The sequence below is a fragment of the Massilia atriviolacea genome, from assembly GCF_003953935.1.
In the GTDB taxonomy this organism is placed as follows: domain Bacteria; phylum Pseudomonadota; class Gammaproteobacteria; order Burkholderiales; family Burkholderiaceae_D; genus Telluria_A; species Telluria_A atriviolacea.
On record NZ_RXLQ01000006.1, the window covers coordinates 227,364 to 245,047 of the forward strand.

General features: G+C 65.0%; 16 protein-coding genes. 12 read left to right on the forward strand and 4 right to left on the reverse strand.

Annotated features, from left to right (window positions below):
- The 8 genes from EJB06_RS13350 to lpxC all read left to right on the forward strand — a co-directional run bounded on the left by EJB06_RS13350 (position 1) and on the right by lpxC (position 7,888).
- Entirely contained in the window at positions 1 to 969 is a 969-nt protein-coding gene (locus tag EJB06_RS13350) for a D-alanine--D-alanine ligase (RefSeq protein WP_126074512.1), read from the forward strand.
- Between the two features lie 7 nt (positions 970 to 976).
- Entirely contained in the window at positions 977 to 1,828 is an 852-nt protein-coding gene (locus EJB06_RS13355; RefSeq protein ID WP_126074513.1) for a cell division protein FtsQ/DivIB, read from the forward strand.
- 10 nt (positions 1,829 to 1,838) lie between these two features.
- Positions 1,839 to 3,071, forward strand: coding sequence for a cell division protein FtsA (gene ftsA, locus EJB06_RS13360; protein ID WP_054266460.1), 1,233 nt, complete (start codon positions 1,839 to 1,841; stop codon positions 3,069 to 3,071).
- A gap of 130 nt (positions 3,072 to 3,201) precedes the next feature.
- Positions 3,202 to 4,407 carry a cell division protein FtsZ gene (gene ftsZ, locus EJB06_RS13365; protein ID WP_126074514.1) on the forward strand — a complete coding sequence of 402 codons (1,206 nt, stop codon included), beginning with the start codon at positions 3,202 to 3,204 and terminating at the stop codon, positions 4,405 to 4,407.
- 608 nt (positions 4,408 to 5,015) lie between these two features.
- The gene (locus EJB06_RS13370) at positions 5,016 to 5,522 is read left to right on the forward strand and encodes a peroxiredoxin (RefSeq protein ID WP_126074515.1); all 507 of its coding nucleotides are present in this window, start codon (positions 5,016 to 5,018) and stop codon (positions 5,520 to 5,522) included.
- Between the two features lie 60 nt (positions 5,523 to 5,582).
- Positions 5,583 to 6,032 carry a GNAT family N-acetyltransferase gene (locus EJB06_RS13375; protein WP_126074516.1) on the forward strand — a complete coding sequence of 150 codons (450 nt, stop codon included), beginning with the start codon at positions 5,583 to 5,585 and terminating at the stop codon, positions 6,030 to 6,032.
- A 35-nt stretch (positions 6,033 to 6,067) separates the two neighbouring features.
- The gene (locus EJB06_RS13380) at positions 6,068 to 6,910 is read left to right on the forward strand and encodes a DMT family transporter (RefSeq protein WP_126074664.1); all 843 of its coding nucleotides are present in this window, start codon (positions 6,068 to 6,070) and stop codon (positions 6,908 to 6,910) included.
- A gap of 42 nt (positions 6,911 to 6,952) precedes the next feature.
- Positions 6,953 to 7,888, forward strand: a complete 936-nt coding sequence (lpxC, locus tag EJB06_RS13385; RefSeq protein WP_126074517.1) for a UDP-3-O-acyl-N-acetylglucosamine deacetylase — start codon at positions 6,953 to 6,955, stop codon at positions 7,886 to 7,888.
- Positions 7,889 to 7,957: 69 nt separating this feature from the next.
- On the opposite strand, the gene EJB06_RS13390 is transcribed toward lpxC, so the two are convergent.
- Positions 7,958 to 8,422 (reverse strand): DciA family protein, encoded by a 465-nt coding sequence (locus EJB06_RS13390; protein WP_126074518.1) that lies wholly within the window; start codon positions 8,420 to 8,422, stop codon positions 7,958 to 7,960.
- 225 nt (positions 8,423 to 8,647) lie between these two features.
- Here EJB06_RS13390 and secA point away from each other — a divergent pair, with 225 nt between their 5' ends.
- From secA to EJB06_RS13405, 3 genes are all read left to right on the forward strand, one after another.
- Entirely contained in the window at positions 8,648 to 11,398 is a 2,751-nt protein-coding gene (secA, locus tag EJB06_RS13395; protein WP_126074519.1) for a preprotein translocase subunit SecA, read from the forward strand.
- Between the two features lie 103 nt (positions 11,399 to 11,501).
- Positions 11,502 to 12,338: a hypothetical protein gene (locus EJB06_RS13400; protein WP_126074520.1), complete on the forward strand. Its 837-nt coding sequence runs from the start codon at positions 11,502 to 11,504 to the stop codon at positions 12,336 to 12,338.
- Positions 12,339 to 12,467: 129 nt separating this feature from the next.
- Entirely contained in the window at positions 12,468 to 12,779 is a 312-nt protein-coding gene (locus tag EJB06_RS13405) for a hypothetical protein (protein ID WP_126074521.1), read from the forward strand.
- A gap of 82 nt (positions 12,780 to 12,861) precedes the next feature.
- Here EJB06_RS13405 and EJB06_RS13410 read toward each other — a convergent pair whose 3' ends face one another.
- The 3 genes from EJB06_RS13410 to EJB06_RS13420 all read right to left on the reverse strand — a co-directional run bounded on the left by EJB06_RS13410 (position 12,862) and on the right by EJB06_RS13420 (position 16,227).
- Positions 12,862 to 14,166: a DUF945 family protein gene (locus EJB06_RS13410; RefSeq protein WP_126074522.1), complete on the reverse strand. Its 1,305-nt coding sequence runs from the start codon at positions 14,164 to 14,166 to the stop codon at positions 12,862 to 12,864.
- A gap of 338 nt (positions 14,167 to 14,504) precedes the next feature.
- Positions 14,505 to 14,786 (reverse strand): hypothetical protein, encoded by a 282-nt coding sequence (locus EJB06_RS13415; RefSeq protein ID WP_126074523.1) that lies wholly within the window; start codon positions 14,784 to 14,786, stop codon positions 14,505 to 14,507.
- Positions 14,758 to 16,227 carry a hypothetical protein gene (locus EJB06_RS13420; RefSeq protein WP_126074524.1) on the reverse strand — a complete coding sequence of 490 codons (1,470 nt, stop codon included), beginning with the start codon at positions 16,225 to 16,227 and terminating at the stop codon, positions 14,758 to 14,760. Before EJB06_RS13420 ends, EJB06_RS13415 begins: the two co-directional genes overlap by 29 nt.
- Before the next feature lie 215 nt (positions 16,228 to 16,442).
- Between EJB06_RS13420 and argJ the strand changes: the two genes are divergently transcribed.
- Positions 16,443 to 17,681 carry a bifunctional glutamate N-acetyltransferase/amino-acid acetyltransferase ArgJ gene (argJ, locus tag EJB06_RS13425; protein WP_126074525.1) on the forward strand — a complete coding sequence of 413 codons (1,239 nt, stop codon included), beginning with the start codon at positions 16,443 to 16,445 and terminating at the stop codon, positions 17,679 to 17,681.
- The last annotated feature ends 3 nt before the right edge of the window (positions 17,682 to 17,684 follow it).

The window sequence follows — 17,684 nt, forward strand, 5'->3', positions numbered from 1 at the left end:
ATGAGTGTATTCAATTCCGGCGACGCCGGCGCACTGGGCAAGGTCGGCGTGCTGTTCGGCGGCCGTTCGGCAGAACGCGAGGTGTCGATCATGTCCGGCACCGGCGTGCACCAGGCGCTCCTGAGCAAGGGCATCGACGCCCATCTGTTCGACACCGGCGAGCGCAGCATCGCCGAGCTGGCGGCCCAGGAATTCGACCGCGTGTTCATCGCGCTGCACGGCCGCTTCGGCGAAGACGGCAGCCTGCAGGGCGCGCTCGAACAACTCGGCATTCCCTACACCGGCAGCGGCGTGATGGCCTGCGCGATCGGCATGGACAAGATCTACACCAAGATGATCTGGCTGATGCGCGGCCTGCCGACCCCGCGCTACGCCTCGCTCGACGCCAGCACCGACCTTGCGCAGGTTGTCGGCGAACTTGGTCTGCCGCTGATCGTCAAGCCGCCGCACGAAGGCTCGAGCATGGGCATCACCAAGGTGCGCGCCGGCGCCGACCTGAAAGCGGCCTACGACATCGCGGCCGGTTTCGACGAGATCGTGCTGGCCGAGGAATTCGTCACCGGGCGCGAGCTGACGGTGGCGGTGCTGGGACGCGGCGCCGGTGCGCGCGCGCTGCCGATCGTCGAAATCGTGGCACCGGACGGCAACTACGATTACCAGAACAAGTACTTCACCGACGACACCAGGTATTTTTGCCCGGCGCAGCTGGACGACGCCACCAGCGCCGAAGTGGCGCGCCTGGCGGTGGAAGCCTACCGCGCCATCGATTGCGAAGGCTGGGGCAGGGTCGACGTGCTGCTGCGCGCCAGCGACAACAAGCCCTTCCTGATCGAGGTCAACACCTCGCCGGGGATGACCAGCCATTCGCTGGTGCCGATGGCGGCGCGCGCGCTCGGCATCAGCTATGAAGACCTGTGTGTCGAGATTGTTCGTTCGGCACGCTTGAAAATGGCCCAGGGCCAGGGTTAATACAGTAATGTGGCATGACGTACGCGCTTTGAATGCAACCGCCAGCGGCCTGATGGCCGCCGTGGTGATCGCCTGCCTGGCGTCGGGCGTGTGGTGGCTCTCGCAGCTGCCCATGTTCACGCTGCGCACGGTGCGCGTGGACAGCGTGTTCGGGACGGAACTCAAGCATGTGAACAAGCTCACCCTGCGCGCCGGCGTGGTGGGCCGCATCAAGGGGAATTTTTTCACGACCAACCTGGAACAGGTGCGCACCGCCTTCGAAGCGGTACCCTGGGTCAGGCGGGCCACGGTGCGGCGCGAATGGCCGGACCAGCTGATCGTGGAAGTCGAAGAGCACGAAGCGCTCGGCACCTGGGGCGAAGACGGGCGCCTGCTGTCGATGAAGGGCGATGTCTTCACCGCCAACCTGGCCGAGGCGGACGAGGATCATCCCTTGCCGGCGCTGGACGGGCCGGAAGGCAGCGAGAAGGAAGTGCTGGCCCGCTTCCTGGAATTGCGCGCGATGTTTGCGCCGATCGGGCTGGTGCCGGAAAAGCTGGACCTGTCGAACCGCTATGCCTGGACCGTGAAACTCGATAACGGCACCAGCGTGGCGCTGGGACGGGAGCAGGACAAGACCACGCTCAAGGAGCGGGTGCAGCGGCTGGTGGGGATTTATCCGCAACTGGCCAGCCGCCTGCAGGACGGCATCGACACGATCGACATGCGTTACCAGAACGGCCTGGCGCTTTCCGCCGCCGCCCTGGTACTGCCCGACGATCCGCACAAGCCTGTGAAGCCGGCGGCAAAGCCGGTGGTAAAGAAAACAGAAAAGACAACAAGCAGATCAACCAGTAACAAACCAAAGCAAAGACAGTAGGCGACAGCACATGACAAAAGACGCGAAAAACCTGATCGTCGGCCTCGACATCGGCACCTCGAAAGTGGTGGCGGTGGTGGCCGAGGTCATGTCCGACGGCCGCCACGAGGTGATCGGACTGGGTCAGCACGAGTCGCGCGGACTGAAAAAAGGGGTGGTCGTCAACATCGAGGCGACCGTCGAATCGATCCAGCGCGCGCTCGAAGAAGCCGAGCTGATGGCCGACTGCAAGATCCGCAATGTGTACGCGGGCATCGCCGGCAGCCATATCCGTTCCTTCAATTCGAGCGGCATGGTCGCGATCAAGGACAAGGAAGTCACGGCCACCGACGTGGCGCGCGTGATCGAAACGGCGAAGGCGGTCAACATCCCGACCGACCAGCAACTGCTGCACACGGTGCCGCAGGAATTTATCGTCGACAGCCAGGAAGACGTGCGCGAGCCGATCGGCATGAGCGGCATCCGGCTGGAGGTGCGGGTGCACATTGTCACCGGTGCGGTGTCGGCGGTGCAAAACATTGTAAAGTGCGTGCGCCGCTGCGGCCTCGAAGTGTCGGACCTGATCTTGCAGCCGATGGCCTCGGCCGACGCGGTGCTCACGCTCGACGAAAAGGAACTGGGCGTGGTGCTGATCGATATCGGCGGCGGCACCACCGACATTGCGGTGTTCTCGGACGGCGCGATCCGGCACACGGCGGTCATTCCGATCGCCGGCGACCAGATCACCAACGACATCGCGATGGCGCTGCGCACGCCGACTTCGGAAGCCGAAGAGATCAAGATTCGCTACGGCGTGGCCAAGCAGGTGCTGGCCGATCCGCACGAATCGCTCGAAGTGCCGGGACTGGGCGACCGCGGGCCGCGCAACCTGTCGCGCCAGGCGCTGGCGGCGGTGATCGAGCCGCGCGTCGAGGAATTGTTCGCGATGGTGCACCAGGTGGTGCGCGAATCGGGATACGAAGGGGTTCTGTCGTCGGGCATCGTGCTCACCGGCGGCACCGCGATCATGCCCGGCATGGTCGAAATGGCGGAAGATATTTTCCTCAAGCCGGCGCGCCTGGGCACGCCGGACTATCGCGGCCAGCTGGCCGACGTGGTGCGCAGTCCGCGCTATGCCACGGTACTCGGGCTGCTGCTCGAAGCGAAAAAGCAGTATCTGCGCGGGCACATCGTGACACGCCAGGATGGGTCGGTGAAAGCGGTCTGGCAGCGCATGAAGGAATGGTTTTTAGGGAATTTTTAGGTCGGCACGGTTTGGAATACAACGCACACGGGTTCTTGTTATTTAACGGTTAACGCAGTTTTCAACCTCCAGGTTTCATACGACTATGAGTCCTGGCGCTTGGAAACCGCACTTTGATTAGGAGTTCATCATGGAGTTTGATATGGTCGATAACGCAGCACTAGGAACCGTCATCAAGGTCGTCGGCGTCGGCGGAGCGGGTGGCAATGCGGTTCAGCACATGATCAACAAGGGCGTGTCGGGCGTTGAGTTCATCGCGGCCAATACCGATTCGCAGGCGCTGGCCAAGTCCAGCGCGCACAACATCATCCAGATCGGCGAGTCGGGCCTGGGCGCCGGCATGAAGCCGACCGTCGGCCGCCAGCTGGCCGAAGAATCGCGTGCGCGCATCGAAGACGCGCTGCGCGGCGCGCACATGGTCTTCATCGCGGCCGGCATGGGCGGCGGCACCGGCACCGGCGCGGCTCCGATCGTGGCCGAAATCGCCAAGTCGCTCGGCGCCCTGACGGTGGCCGTGGTCTCCAAGCCCTTCTCGTACGAAGGCCAGAAGTGCATGGACGTGGCCGAGAGCGGGCTGGAAGAACTGTCGCTGCACGTCGACTCCCTGATCATCATCCTCAACGAAAAGCTGGAAGAGATCTACGAAGACGAATCGATGATCGAGTGGATGCGCCACGCCGACGATGTGCTCAACAACGCGGTGGCCGGTATCGCCGAGATCATCAACGTGCCGGGTCACATCAACGTCGACTTCAACGACGTCAAGACCATCATGGGCGAGCAGGGCAAGGCCATGATGGGCACCGCGACCGCCAGCGGCGTCGATCGCGCGCGCATCGCGGCCGAGCAGGCGGTCGCTTCGCCGCTGCTCGACGGGATCGACCTGTCGGGCGCGCGCGGCGTGCTGGTCAACGTCACCGCCAGCCGTGGTCTCAAGGGTAAGGAGATCAAGGAAGTCATGGCGGCGGTGCGCGCGTTTGCAGCGCCGGACGCGTCGATTGCGCAGGGTATCGCGTACGACGACGAAATGGGCGACGACATCCGCGTGACCGTGGTGGCGACGGGCCTGGGCAAGGCCAAGAAGGCCATGCAGCTGGTGCAGCAGCCGATGCTGCGCACCGGCACCCACAACGGTCCGATGATGTCGGCCGGCGGCGCGAGCGCCACCGTGGGCGTGTCGATGGGCGCCGGCGCGGCCGGTGGCCACGCGATGGAGGGCATGAAGCAGCCCGCCGTATGGCGCCGCGAGCAGGCCTCCGAGCAGGTCCAGGCGATGCAGCGCAATGGCGTGGAAACCTACGACATCCCGGCCTTCCTGCGCAAGCAAGCCGACTGATCGGATCGACATGTTGAAAAAGCCGGGGATTCCCCGGCTTTTTTTTGTCCACTTCAGTGCCTGTCCACTTCGGTGCCAGGTCTGACTTTCGGACACGGGCTCATCAAAAATGTCCGCTTCTGTCCACTTCGGTGCCAGGTCTGACTTTCGGACACGGGCTCATCAAAAATGTCCGCTTCTGTCCACTTCGGTGCCAGGTCTGACTTTCGGACACGGGCTCATCAAAATGTCCACTTCGGTGCCTGTCCACTTCGGTGCCAGGTCTGACTTTCGGACACGGGCTCATCAAAAGGGAGGCTTGCTTGAATAGCTCACCATTGTTCAGTTCGTGTCCGAATGTCAGACCTGGCACCGAAGTGGACAGAAGTGGACATTGTTCAGTTCGTGTCCGAATGTCAGACCTGGCACCGAAGTGGACAGCAGTGGACATTGTTCAGTTCGTGTCCGAATGTCAGACCTGGCACCGAAGTGGACAAATGTCAGACCTGGCACCGAAGTGCACACGAACTCGACGGCACGCGGGGACGCGCCGCTTGGGCGCTGCCTGCAAGATTGATGAGGATCAGGCATACTAGCCGTCTTATCAACCTCATACTATGGAGCCTCGAATGACTATTAAAATCGGCGACCGCCTGCCGGAAGGCACCCTCTCTGAATTCGTCGAGACCGAAACCGAAGGCTGCTCGCTCGGCCCGAACACTTTCCAGGTAGCCGACCTGGTCAAGGGCAAGAAGATCGCGATCTTCGGCCTGCCGGGCGCCTACACCCCGACCTGCTCCGCACAGCACGTGCCGGGCTACGTCAAGCTGGCCGACGAACTCAAAGCCAAGGGCGTCGACGAAATCTGGTGCATCTCGGTCAATGACGCTTTCGTCATGGGCGCCTGGGGCCGCGACCAGAAAGCCACCGGCATCGTACGCATGATGGCCGATGGTAATGCCGCCTACAGCAAGGCCCTCGGCCTGGACGCCGACTTCTCCAAGTTCGGCATGGGCACGCGCTCGCAGCGCTACTCGCTGCTGGTCGACGACGGCGTGGTCAAGCAGCTGAACGTGGAGCAGGGCGGCGCTTTCGAGGTATCGAACGCCGAAACGCTGCTCAAGCAAGTCGCTTAAGCCGCCGCTGTCATTCCAGTCGCACAAACGGCGCCGCGGCGCCGTTTTTTATATATCGCCATGCTTATTCAAACCGAATCCCCGCGCCAGCCCGACATCATCGCCATGCTCGAACGGCTGGACGCCTATTTTGCCGGCCTCTATCCGGCCGAGAGCAACCACCTGATGGACGTCGATTCGCTGTGCCAGCCCGGCGTGGTGTTCCTGGTGGCGCGCGACGCCGCCGGCAGTGCGCTCGGCTGCGGCGCCTACGTCGTGCGTGACGGCTACGGCGAAGTCAAACGCATGTACGTCGATCCGGCCAGCCGCGGCCAGGGCGTGGGCGGCAAGCTGCTGGCCGAGCTCGCGCAGCGCGCGGCCGCCGCCGGCCTGCCTTGCCTGAAACTCGAAACCGGCATCAGCCAGCCGGAAGCCATCGGCCTGTACGAGCGCGACGGCTTTCTGCGCTGCGCCCCGTTCGGCGACTATCGGGCCGACCCGCTGAGCCTGTTCATGGTCAAGCGCCTGTGACGGCCCGCAGCGGCAACCTGCGCGCCATCTATGCGATGCTGATCGCGGTGGCCATGTTCTCGCTGATGGACACGGTGATGAAGCTGCTGTCGGCGCATTATCCGGCGCTGCAGGTGGCGTCCCTGCGCGGCCTGTCCTCGCTGCCGCTGGTGTTCGCGTACGTGGGCTGGCGCGGCGCCTTCGCGAGCGCCTTGCAGGTGCGCTGGCCGCTGCACCTGCTGCGCGCGGGCCTGAGCATCACCATGCTCGGACTGTTCGCCTTCGGCCTGCGCAACCTGTCGCTGGCCGAAGCGTATTCGATCTTCTTCATCGCCCCCGCGCTGATTACCGCCTTGTCGGTGGTGTTTTTGAAGGAAAGCGTCAACCTGGCGCGCTGGATCGCCATTGCGGTCGGCCTGGGCGGGGTGCTGGTGGTGCTGCGCCCGAGCGGCGAGGGCATGCTGACCCTGGGCGGGCTGGCGGTGCTGGGCGCGGCCGGCTGCTACGCGGTGTCGGCGATTACCACCCGCATCGTCGGACGCACCGACCGCGCCGAGCACATGGTGCTGTGGCTGATGGTGTTCCTGGCCATCGGCGCGACCACCCTGGCCGCGCCCGACTGGGTGCCGGTGCGCCCAAGCGATGTCTGGCTGCTGTGCGGCCTGTCGCTCAGCGGTTTCCTGGGCCAGCTGGCGGTGACGGAAGCGTTCAATTCGGGCGAAGCGTCGCGCGTGGCGCCGTTCGAGTATTCGGGACTGGCCTGGGGCGTGGGCCTGGACTGGATCCTGTGGCGCACCCTGCCCGACGAGTACACCCTGGTCGGCGCGGCCATCATCATCGGCAGCGGCATGTACCTGGTGCGCCACGAGCGCACCCATGCCCAGGCCGAGCATCCCTGAGCGTGCGGAGCGCCAGCCCATCAAGTTCGCTATAATCGCCCGATGTTAAAACAAAGAACCGTCAAACAACTGGTGCGCACCATCGGCGTGGGGCTGCACTCCGGGACCAAGGTCGAGCTGACCCTGCGCCCGGCCGCGATCGATACCGGCATCGTGTTCCGCCGCGTCGACCTCGACCCGGTGGTGGAGTTCCCGGCCAGCGCCGGCGTGGTCGGCGATACGCGCATGGCCTCGGTGCTGGTCAAGGACCAGGCGCGCGTGTCCACCGTGGAGCACCTGATGTCGGCCTGCGCCGGGCTCGGGATCGACAATCTGTATGTGGACGTGTCGGCCGAAGAGATCCCGATCATGGACGGCTCGGCCTCGTCGTTTGTCTTTTTGCTGCAACAGGCGGGCGTGCAGGAGCAGGGCGCGGCGAAAAAATTCATCCGCGTGCTGAAGGACGTGGAAGTTCGCCAGGGCAGCGGCGCCAACGAAAAGTGGGCGCGCCTGACCCCGTACGACGGCTTCAAGCTCGATTTTTTCATCGAATTCAATCATCCCGCCGTCGATGGCACCACCCAGCGCGCTTTTGTGGACTTCGGCGACGTCTCGTATGTGCACGACGTGGCGCGCGCGCGCACCTTCGGCTTCATGCAGGACGTGGAAAGCCTGCGCGGCATGGGCCTGGCGCGCGGCGGCTCGCTCGAAAACGCGATCGTGATGGACGAGTACCGCATCCTCAATTCGGACGGCCTGCGCTACGACGACGAATTCGTGCGCCACAAGATCCTCGACGCGATCGGCGACTTGTACCTGGTCGGCCATCCGCTGCTGGCCGGCTACGAGGCGCACAAGTCGGGCCATGCGCTCAACAACCTGCTGCTGCTCGAACTGCTCAAGCATCCGGACGCCTACGAGATCGTCGCGTTCGACAAGCCCGGCACCGCCCCGGCCTCGTACGTGCGCCAGATGGCGCGCGAGTGGGCGCTTACCTGACCACCGTCGCTCCCGCGCAGGCGGGGGCATGACGGCGCCCGGTGTAGCGGCGATCGATTCCTGCCGTGCCTAGCGCTGGCGCGCCGCCATCGCCTTGATGGCGGCGATCAGGGTGGCGTTGGCCTTGGTATCTGGCAGCGCGTCGCCGAGCGCTTCGAACGCCGACACGGCGCTGCCGGGCAGGATCAGCTGGTGCGTGTGCACCACCGGCGCGATGCTGCGCGTGACCTGCACCTTCAGCTTGATGTCGTCGATATGCCAGCCGCGCTGCTGCAGCGCGCCCTGCAGCTTGGGCAGCTGCTGTTTGAGCTTGGCGGCGACGGCCGAACTGGGCACGGCCAGCACCAGCCGCGCATCCTCGAAGGAGAGCACGTCGCAGTTGCCGAACATCGGCGGCAGCGCCCTGGCGCAGTCGCTTTGCAGGCTGGCCATGCGCATCGCGGTCGGCAGCAGGGCCGCGATCTTGTCGTTGCGCTTTAAAAAATCGGTGGCGACGATCGAGGTGCGGCGCGTCTTGGTTCCGTAGATATGCATAAGGCGCAACATAGCACAGCGCGCGGCGCCCCGCCAGAAGCGCTACGCGAAGTCATTTTATTAACTTTGTTTTGCCCCTGCCCCTTGAGTTCCGGGCCAATATCCCCAAGTGTGGCCGGATCGCATGATAAAATCACAGTCTTTTTTGCATAGTCGGCCGTTCGATGATATGTTTTTGCTATCATTGCGGCTTCTTTTTGCGGCGTTTTTTTCAAGAATTCAAGCATGTCATTACTGACCCAGATTTTCGGTAGCCGCAACCAGCGGCTGCTCAAGCAATATCAAAAAACCGTGCGCGAGATTAACGCGCTCGAGCCACAGATCGAAAAGCTGTCGGACGCTGAACTCCAAGCGAAGACGCCGCAGTTCAAGGAGCGCGTCGCGAAGGGCGAAACGCTCGACCAGCTGCTGCCGGAAGCGTTCGCGGTGTGCCGCGAAGCGGCCAAGCGGGTGCTCAAGATGCGCCATTTCGATGTGCAGATGATCGGCGGGATGGTCCTCCATTACGGCAAAATCGCCGAAATGGGCACCGGCGAGGGCAAGACGCTGATGGCGACCCTGCCGACCTACCTGAACGCGCTGTCCGGCAAGGGCGTGCACGTCATCACGGTCAACGATTACCTGGCGCAGCGCGATGCCGAGTGGATGGGACGCCTGTACGGCTGGCTGGGCCTGACGACCGGCATCAACCTGTCGCAGATGGACCACAGCGTCAAGCAGGCCGCTTACGCCTCCGACATCACCTACGGCACCAACAACGAATTCGGTTTCGACTACCTGCGCGACAACATGGTGTTCGAGGCCAGCGAGCGCGTGCAGCGCAGCCTCAATTTCGCCGTGGTCGATGAAGTCGACTCGATCCTGATCGACGAGGCGCGTACGCCGCTGATCATCTCGGGCCAGGCCGAAAACCACACCGACCTGTATCACAAGATGAACTCCCTGCCGGCCATGCTGACCCTGCAGATCGGCGAAGAAACGCCGGACGGCAAGGGCGTGGTCTCGGTCCCGGGCGACTACACCAAGGACGAAAAAGCGCACACGGTGCTGCTGACCGAACGCGGTCACGAGAACGCCGAGGCGATGCTCACCAAAATGGGCCTGCTGCCGGAAGGCGCCTCGCTCTACGACGCCGCCCACATCACCCTGATCCACCACCTGTACGCGGCCCTGCGCGCGCACGCGCTGTACCACAAGGACCAGCACTACGTGGTGCAGAACGATGAAGTGGTGATCGTCGACGAATTCACCGGCCGCCTGATGACCGGCCGCCGCTGGTCCGACGGCCTGCACCAGGCGGTCGAAGCCAAGGAAAACGTGCGGATCCAGAACGAGAACCAGACCCTGGCCTCGATCACCTTCCAGAACTACTTCCGCATGTACACCAAGCTGTCCGGCATGACCGGTACGGCCGATACCGAAGCCTACGAATTCCAGGAAATCTACGGTCTCGAGACCGTGGTCATTCCGCCCAACCGTCCGTCGCAGCGCAAGGACCGCCAGGACCAGGTGTACAAGTCCTCGGCCGAAAAATACAATGCGATGCTGATCGATATCCGCGACTGCTACGAGCGCGGACAGCCGGTCCTGGTGGGTACCACCTCGATCGAGAACTCCGAAATGCTGTCGGGGATACTCGACAAGGCCAAGCTGGCGCACAACGTCCTCAATGCGAAGCAGCATGCGCGCGAGGCGGAAATCATCGCCCAGGCGGGCCGTCCGAAGATGATCACCATCGCCACCAACATGGCCGGCCGCGGTACCGACATCGTCCTCGGCGGTAACGTCGAAAAGCAGATCCAGATCATCGAAGCCAATGCGGCCCTGTCGGACGCCGACAAGGCGGCCCAGGCCGAGAAGCTGCGCAGCGAGTGGAAGTCGCTCAACGAGCACGTCGTCAAAGCCGGCGGCCTGCACATCATCGGTACCGAGCGCCACGAATCGCGCCGCGTCGACAACCAGCTGCGCGGACGTTCCGGCCGCCAGGGAGATCCGGGTTCCTCGCGCTTCTACCTGTCGCTCGACGACGCGCTGCTGCGCATCTTCGCGGGCGACCGCGTGCGCGCCATCATGGACCGCCTCAAGATGCCGGAAGGCGAACCGATCGAAGCGGGCATCGTCTCGCGCTCGATCGAATCGGCCCAGCGCAAGGTCGAGGCGCGCAACTTCGACATCCGCAAGCAGCTGCTCGAATACGACGACGTGGCCAACGACCAGCGCAAGGTGATCTACACCCAGCGTAACGAGCTGCTCGAAACGACCGACATTTCGGAACTGATCGCATCGCTGCGCGCCGGCGTGTTCACCGACGTGGTGCATGCCTACGTGCCGGAAGAATCGGTCGAAGAACAGTGGGACATCGCCGGCCTGGAAGCGACCCTGGCCAACGAATGGCAGCTCAACGTGCCGCTGGCGCAGATGCTCTCGACCGACACCAGCATGACCGACGACGACATCCTCGAACGCGTGCTGGCCGCGGCCGACGCCTCGTACAACAGCAAGATCGCGATCGTGGGCAAGGAGTCGTTCGGCGGCTTCGAGCGCAACGTCATGCTGCAAAGCGTGGACAGCCACTGGCGCGAGCACCTGGCGGCGCTGGACCACCTGCGCCAGGGTATCCACCTGCGCGGCTATGCGCAGAAGAACCCGAAGCAGGAGTACAAGCGCGAAGCGTTCGAGCTGTTCGGATCGATGCTGGACATGATCAAGAACGAAGTGATCCGCATGGTCATGACGGTACGCATCCAGTCGCGCGAAGAAATCGATGCGGCCGAAGCGGCAATGCACCAGTCGCACGTCGAAAACGTCAGCTACCAGCACGCCGACTTCAACCCGAACGCCGCGCCGGAAGACCTGCTGGCGCCAGCCGGCGCGCCTGGCGAAGACGAGATGCTCGGACCGAAGGTCGGCCGCAACGATCCATGCCCTTGCGGCAGCGGCAAGAAGTTCAAGGCCTGCCACGGCAAGCTCGCATAAAGCTGCCGGCATGACCGACGAGGGGAGGCGGAACGCAATGTCCGGCCTCCCTTTTTTACGCCCGCGTCAATCGCGCCCCAGCCATTCATCCAAGGAGTCCCCCATGCGCAATCGCCTACCGCGCAACGTCCCGGCGGCGTGCGCGCTGTCATTCACGCTGTCACTCACGCTGTCACTCACGCTGCCGGCGCCGCCGGCCTGGGCCGCGGCTGCGCCGGCGCCGGCGCTGGAACAGGGTTTGCCGCCGCCGGGCTGGTACCGGCTCGATGCGGCCTCGACCAGCAGCGTGGCGGCGCCGGCGCCGGCCAACCGGGTCGACACCCGCGTCGATGGCGCCAGCGGCGACATCGTGCGGCGCGCACGGGTGGCCGGGGCCGACTCGGGCGAGCAGGTCTACCAGGGCAAGGGGCTCGTGACGCACTGCATTCGCCCGCGCCGGACTGCGGACGCGCTGTATTCGTCGGCGCTGGCGCTGGCGTCCTGTCCCGATCAATCGAGCCGGGTCGGCGCGGACGGGGTGCTGGTGCATACGGCGAACTGCCCGTCGGGCGTGGTGACGCTGACGATCCGCCGCATCGACACGCGCACGTGGGAATACGATACCGTCAGCGCCACCCGGGCCGGCGATCCGGCGGCCGATCTGGCGTGGATGCGCCCCGTGCTCGAACGCGAGGCGGCCCAGGGCAAGACGCCCGAAGCGCGCGCCAGGGCGGCGCAGCAGTTGCGCGACCTGCCACGCCTGCAGCGCGAGCTGGCGCAAAAGCAGGCGGCGGTCGATATGGCATTTGCCAAAGCGCTGCGCAACGCCAGGACGCCCGGGGAGGCGGACGCGCTGCGCGCGGCGATGGCGAAGTCGGGCCAGTCGGCGGCGACCGAGACGCGCCAGCGGGTGCGCTGGACGCGCATCGGCGACCGCTGCGGCGCCGCTGCCGCCAGATAGGCGGCGCGTCGCGCGGACGCCACGTTGTTGGCATTGCCGATAGGTAAGAATAAGGAGGTTGACGGAGCGCAACAATAGGCGGAACGCTTCCTGCCATGGTGAGGTTTCATCGCCATTCAGGAGAACCTCATGAAAGCCATCGTTGCCGCTGTCGCCGTGTTTGCAGGTTTGCTGCTTGCATCGTTATGGAGTGCGCCGCGCCATCTGCCCGGCGGGCCGGGCCTGGTCGTGCAGCGCGCCGACAAGCCGTGCCCCGCCAACAGCGTGCTGGCGGGCGCGCACTGCGTCTGCCCGGAAGCGACCAGCTGGACCGGCGCCGAATGCATGCAGGTGTGGTCGAATTCCGAACGCGGGGTGGTCAAGCTGGCCCCGCCAGCGCCGCGCCTGGCCGTGTCAGGCAGCCCGCAGCAGGGGAATGGAAAGAAAGCGGAGATGTATTGAGGCGGGCGCCGCACGGGCCCGCCTTGGGAGGCGGCGGCCATCGAGGATGGCCGCCGCTCGATGCTGCTTGCTGATGTGCAGATTACTTGGCGCGGCGCGCCGGCTTCCTGGCGCCGGCGGCAGGCTTCTTGCCGGCATCGCCCGGCAGCGCGATGGCCTTGCCGTTGACAGTCAGCTTGCCCGCCTTGTAGTCGACCAGCGACACCAGCACGCCGTCTTCCAGGCGCGCATAGCCATCGCCGATGGCCTTGCCCACGGCCATGTCGGTCAGGTTCTTGGCGGTCGCTTCCGTCACCTCGGGCGATTGCGTTTCGCCCTTCTTGGCGGCCTGCGAGAGCGTCATCTTGCGCGCGACGGCGGTCACCAGCGCGACCGGCACGCGCATTTCGAAGCGCGCGTTGACCTTCTTGAGGAAGGCCGCGCCCGAGGCGAAGTCCTTGTCGACCGTCTTGCCGATGGTGAAACGGCCCTTGATCAGCGCGCGGTGGCCCAGGTAGCCCACGCTCATGTCGCTCAGTTCGATGGCCGAGCCGCGCGTCGACATGCCCTTGGCGAAGGCCTTGACCTGCGGGCCGATTTCGTCGAGCGTCGGGGTCTCGCCCGGCTTGGTCTTGCTCTTGAGCGAACGGCTCAACTGCTCGAAGGCCTTCAGGTCGATCTTGCTCATCCGCATGGACATGCGCAAGTCGTCGATCTTTTCATCCATGACCGTGATCAGCTTGATGCCGAAGTCGGTGCCGATGTCGTAATCCTTGCCGTTGCGGTCAACCTGGGAGGTGACGCTCAGATTCTCCATTTTCACGGTGACCGATTTTTCCTTGTCGGTGAACTCGGCCAGCTTGATATCCCCGCGCGCCGAGCCGATCCAGACATCGTCGCTGGTACGGCTTTGCTTGCCTTCCATGCTCATGTTGTTGAACACGATCTTGGAGGCCTTGCTGTCGATCGCCAGCGCCGGCCAGCTGCCGCTGCTGGTCGTGTTGCGGCCGGCGTCGTCGATCAGCATATTGAGCTTGATCGCGCTCCACGACCAGTTCTGCTCGTTGACGTCGGCGTAATTGCGCGCCGGGAGCGAGAAATCGACGTTCTGCATGCCGCCGGCGGCGGGCGTGCGCAGCACGGTGAATGGACGGGCCGTGCCGAAGACTCTGGTCACTTTCTCGGCGGTCGGCGCGGAAAATTCGTAGACCGCCAGCTTGTCGAGGATCGGCAGGGGATTGCCCTTGGCCGTACCGAAACTCTGTTCGAGTTCGCTTGCCATGGCTTCGACGGCCTGGGCCATGTTGGACTGCGGCTTGACGGCCGGCGCTTCAGGGGTCTCGGGAGCCGATGTCGCCATGGCCGGGAAGGAGGCCATCAGGGCCGCGCACAGGAGAAGTTTTTTCACAGGAGATAGATTGGTAAATAGATAATGCCAAGCATTATCGGGCAAATGTGTTTACTTGTCATTAAGCATTTTTCGTGGTGGCAAATATGCAACGGGAATGGCGGCGGCCCGGCACTTGCCGATGGCCCGGGCCGCTTGCCAGGGATGTTAAACTTGCATGGTTTATCCATCGCACCCCGTTCACCCTCACCGAGACGCGCCATGCCCCCGACCCGATCCACCCTCGCCATGGCGCTGCTGCTGGCCTGCTGCACCGCCTGCGGCCGCACCCCGGCGAATGACGCGCCCAAGCCCTTCAACCGCTACATTGCCAGCATGCTGCCGCTGTTCGCCGGCGCCTACCAGGGCCACTGCAAGCGCGGCGGCGAAGCGCCGCGCAAGGGCGCCGTCACCGTCAGCGGCGCCGGCCTGGCCAGCGGCGGCCCCTGGCAGCACGACCTGATGCGCGAGCAGGGCGTGCTGTCCATGCAGCGCATCCTCAAGGCGGGCAAGCCGGAATTGTCGGTTGTCATGTTCGAAGGCAAGTCGCCGGACTGGACGTTCATGCTGTCGTCGCTTGCGAAGCCGGATGCGGCGCCCAGCGCATCGGCCTCACTCGGCGAGGGCGAGGACCTCGTCATGTGCGAGGGCATCGCGCCCGCCACCGGCTTCGGCCAGCGGGCCCTGTATCCGGCCGTGGCGGCGCACTTCAGCGCCGCCTCCGCGCCCATGAGTTGCGAGGCCGTCAACAAGGGCAAGCCGGAAAAGACCACGGTGCGGATCGGGCCGCGCGGCGTCAAGGCCGACGAGTATGCCGTCGCGTTCGACCAGAACGTCGGGACCGAGCGCCTGATCGCCGATGCGGCGGCGAACACCCTCGGCTACGCGGTCAACTACGACAATGGCGACGAATTCACCATGTTCATCGATGGCGCGGGGGCCCTGCTCAGCGCCAGCTTCCTGGGCCAGTCCGGCCTGTGGGTCTGCAAGCGGCCGTAGCGCCGCCTGGATGACGCGCGGCGCCGCGCCGGGCGCCCGGTGCGCCAGGCAGCGCGCCTGGGTGGCCTCGCCATCGGCGCCCCACACCTCGGGCAGCAGCGCGCTGCCGATCCGCGCCACGATCGCGTCCATCGCCGCGAAGTCGCCGGCCATGCAGGCAAAATAGGCAAACGCGTTCAGGTTCCACGCGGCCGGGTACAGCCTGACCAGGTGCTCGAAGCTGGTGCGCATGGTCGGCCAGTCGGCGCGGCCGGCATCGAACAGGCGCCCGTGATACTCGCTCTGGTCCATGAACCAGTAGATGCGCGCGTACATCGACGGCGGTTCCTTGCCGGCGGCATGGCTGGCGTCGTAGGCCAGGCGCGCCACGCCGTCGGGCGTGCCGCCCCAGCGCGGGTGCGAGTAGAGGGCGGCGGTGAAGTAGGCCGCGTGATAATTCGGATGGCGCGCCAGCGCCTGGCGCACCCTTTTGCGGTAGCCCTCGGCCGACATGCCGTCCACGTAGGGCGCCACGCTGAGCATGGCGCGGTGCCATTCGGGATCGTTGGCTTTGCCGGCCAGGACGCGCGTCTGTTCGAGCATGCGCATGGCCACGTCGGCGCCGTACGAGACGGCATGGCGCTGCTGTTCCGGCAGCTTGCTGAACAAGCCGCCGCCGCGCGCCACATGCAGGCGTCCCAGTTGCAGGTACACGCCGAACAGGCGCGCCGGCACCGACTTCGGATAGCTGGCCTGCCACTGGCGCGCCAGGCCTTCCACGCTGTCCCAATAATCGGCATCCGTGGTGAGGGTGCCGAAGCGGCGCAGGTAATTGTAGAAGATGGCCAGTTTCCACAGTCCGCTGGGGGTGCGCTGGCCGGCGTGGTTCAGCGAGCGGTACAGCGCTTCGAGGCGGCCGAAGTCGCCCGCCGCCAGATGGCGCGCGGTCTCCTGCCTGATCGCTTCGTGGGTGCGCAGTTCGGCATCGCCGCCCTGGCTCGCGCGCGCGTCCGGGACGGCGGCATGGGCGCACAGGGCTGCCGACAGGCAGGTCAGCGCGAGGAAGCGGCGGGCGCCCGGGAAAATGCTGGCGAATGTGCTCATGATGTCCCTTTCAATGCCGGAAGACGCCGCGCGCCACTGCTACGGCAGGGAAATAATGACATTGTGCAACTCTTTGCGGTCTGCGCAAGCGCAAGGAAAGCCGCCAGGCGAATCCGTACGGAAAGTATGTTCCCTGTCCGCGCTGCCCTTGCATCCCGCACATCGTTTCAAGCGTTACAATAGCGCCTTCCCACTTCACTGCTAGAGAATCCGCCATGGCCGTTAATTCCCCTCTGCCCGTCGCCGCCGACCTGAAGCCCGTCAACGGGATCGAGATCGGTTTTGCCGAAGCCGGCATCAAGAAGCCCAACCGCAAGGACATCCTGGTGATGAAGCTGGCCGATACGGCCACCGTGGCCGGCGTGTTCACCACCAACCGCTTCTGCGCGGCGCCGGTGCAGGTCAGCAAAGCCAACCTCGCGGCGGTGGCCGCCGGCGGCGCGCCGATCCGCGCGCTGGTGGTCAACACCGGCAACGCCAACGCCGGCACCGGCGAAACGGGACTGGCCAGCGCCAACGCCACCTGCGCCGCGCTGGCCAGGCTGCTCGCTTGCGAGCCGCACCAGATCCTGCCGTTTTCGACCGGCGTGATCCTCGAACCGCTGCCGGTCGAGAAAGTCGTCGGCGCGCTGCCGGCCGCCATCGCCAACCTCAAGGCCGACAACTGGTTCAACGCCGCCGAGGCGATCATGACCACCGACACCCAGCCGAAGGCGGCCTCGCGCACGGTCGATATCTGCGGCCACAGCGTGACCATGACCGGCATCAGCAAAGGGGCCGGCATGATCCGCCCGAACATGGCCACCATGCTCGGCTACCTGGCGATCGACGCCAGGGTCTCGCAAGAGGTTCTCAATGAACTGGTCAGGCACGCGGCCGACCATTCGTTCAACTGCATCACCATCGACGGCGACACCTCGACCAACGATTCCTTCATGCTGATCGCCACCGGTACCGGCAGCCTGGCCATTGCCAACACCGATTCGACCGAATACGCCGAACTGAAAACGGCGGTCACCGACATCGCCCGTTCGCTGGCGCAGATGATCATCCGCGACGGCGAAGGCGCCACCAAGTTCATCACCGTCACGGTGGAAGAGGGCGCCAGCATGGAAGAATGCCGCAAGATCGCCTACTCGATCGCCCATTCGCCGCTGGTGAAAACCGCCTTCTTCGCCTCCGACCCGAACCTGGGCCGCATCCTGTGCGCGATCGGCTACGCCGGCGTGGACGACCTGGACGTGACCAAGCTCGATCTCTACCTCGACGACGTGCTGGTGGCGAAAAGCGGCGGGCGCAATCCGGCCTACCAGGAAGCCGACGGCCAGCGCGTGATGCAAAAGAGCGAGATCACGGTGCGCGTGCGCCTGGGACGCGGCGCCCACAGCGCCACCGTCTGGACCTGCGACCTGTCGCACGAGTACGTGACCATCAACGCCGACTACCGTTCCTGAGCC

Excerpts from the sequence above, each read along its gene's own strand:
- EJB06_RS13355 (WP_126074513.1), top strand. The coding sequence starts at position 977 with ATGTGGCATGACGTACGCGCTTTGAATGCAACCGCCAGCGGCCTGATG.
- EJB06_RS13350 (WP_126074512.1), top strand. The coding sequence starts at position 1 with ATGAGTGTATTCAATTCCGGCGACGCCGGCGCACTGGGCAAGGTCGGC.
- lpxC (WP_126074517.1), top strand. The coding sequence starts at position 6,953 with ATGTTAAAACAAAGAACCGTCAAACAACTGGTGCGCACCATCGGCGTG.
- argJ (WP_126074525.1), top strand. The coding sequence starts at position 16,443 with ATGGCCGTTAATTCCCCTCTGCCCGTCGCCGCCGACCTGAAGCCCGTC.
- EJB06_RS13370 (WP_126074515.1), top strand. The coding sequence starts at position 5,016 with ATGACTATTAAAATCGGCGACCGCCTGCCGGAAGGCACCCTCTCTGAA.
- EJB06_RS13405 (WP_126074521.1), top strand. The coding sequence starts at position 12,468 with ATGAAAGCCATCGTTGCCGCTGTCGCCGTGTTTGCAGGTTTGCTGCTT.
- EJB06_RS13420 (WP_126074524.1), bottom strand. The coding sequence starts at position 16,227 with ATGAGCACATTCGCCAGCATTTTCCCGGGCGCCCGCCGCTTCCTCGCG.
- EJB06_RS13380 (WP_126074664.1), top strand. The coding sequence starts at position 6,068 with ATGCTGATCGCGGTGGCCATGTTCTCGCTGATGGACACGGTGATGAAG.
- secA (WP_126074519.1), top strand. The coding sequence starts at position 8,648 with ATGTCATTACTGACCCAGATTTTCGGTAGCCGCAACCAGCGGCTGCTC.
- ftsA (WP_054266460.1), top strand. The coding sequence starts at position 1,839 with ATGACAAAAGACGCGAAAAACCTGATCGTCGGCCTCGACATCGGCACC.
- EJB06_RS13375 (WP_126074516.1), top strand. The coding sequence starts at position 5,583 with ATGCTTATTCAAACCGAATCCCCGCGCCAGCCCGACATCATCGCCATG.
- EJB06_RS13415 (WP_126074523.1), bottom strand. The coding sequence starts at position 14,786 with ATGACGAGGTCCTCGCCCTCGCCGAGTGAGGCCGATGCGCTGGGCGCC.
- ftsZ (WP_126074514.1), top strand. The coding sequence starts at position 3,202 with ATGGAGTTTGATATGGTCGATAACGCAGCACTAGGAACCGTCATCAAG.
- EJB06_RS13400 (WP_126074520.1), top strand. The coding sequence starts at position 11,502 with ATGCGCAATCGCCTACCGCGCAACGTCCCGGCGGCGTGCGCGCTGTCA.
- EJB06_RS13390 (WP_126074518.1), bottom strand. The coding sequence starts at position 8,422 with ATGCATATCTACGGAACCAAGACGCGCCGCACCTCGATCGTCGCCACC.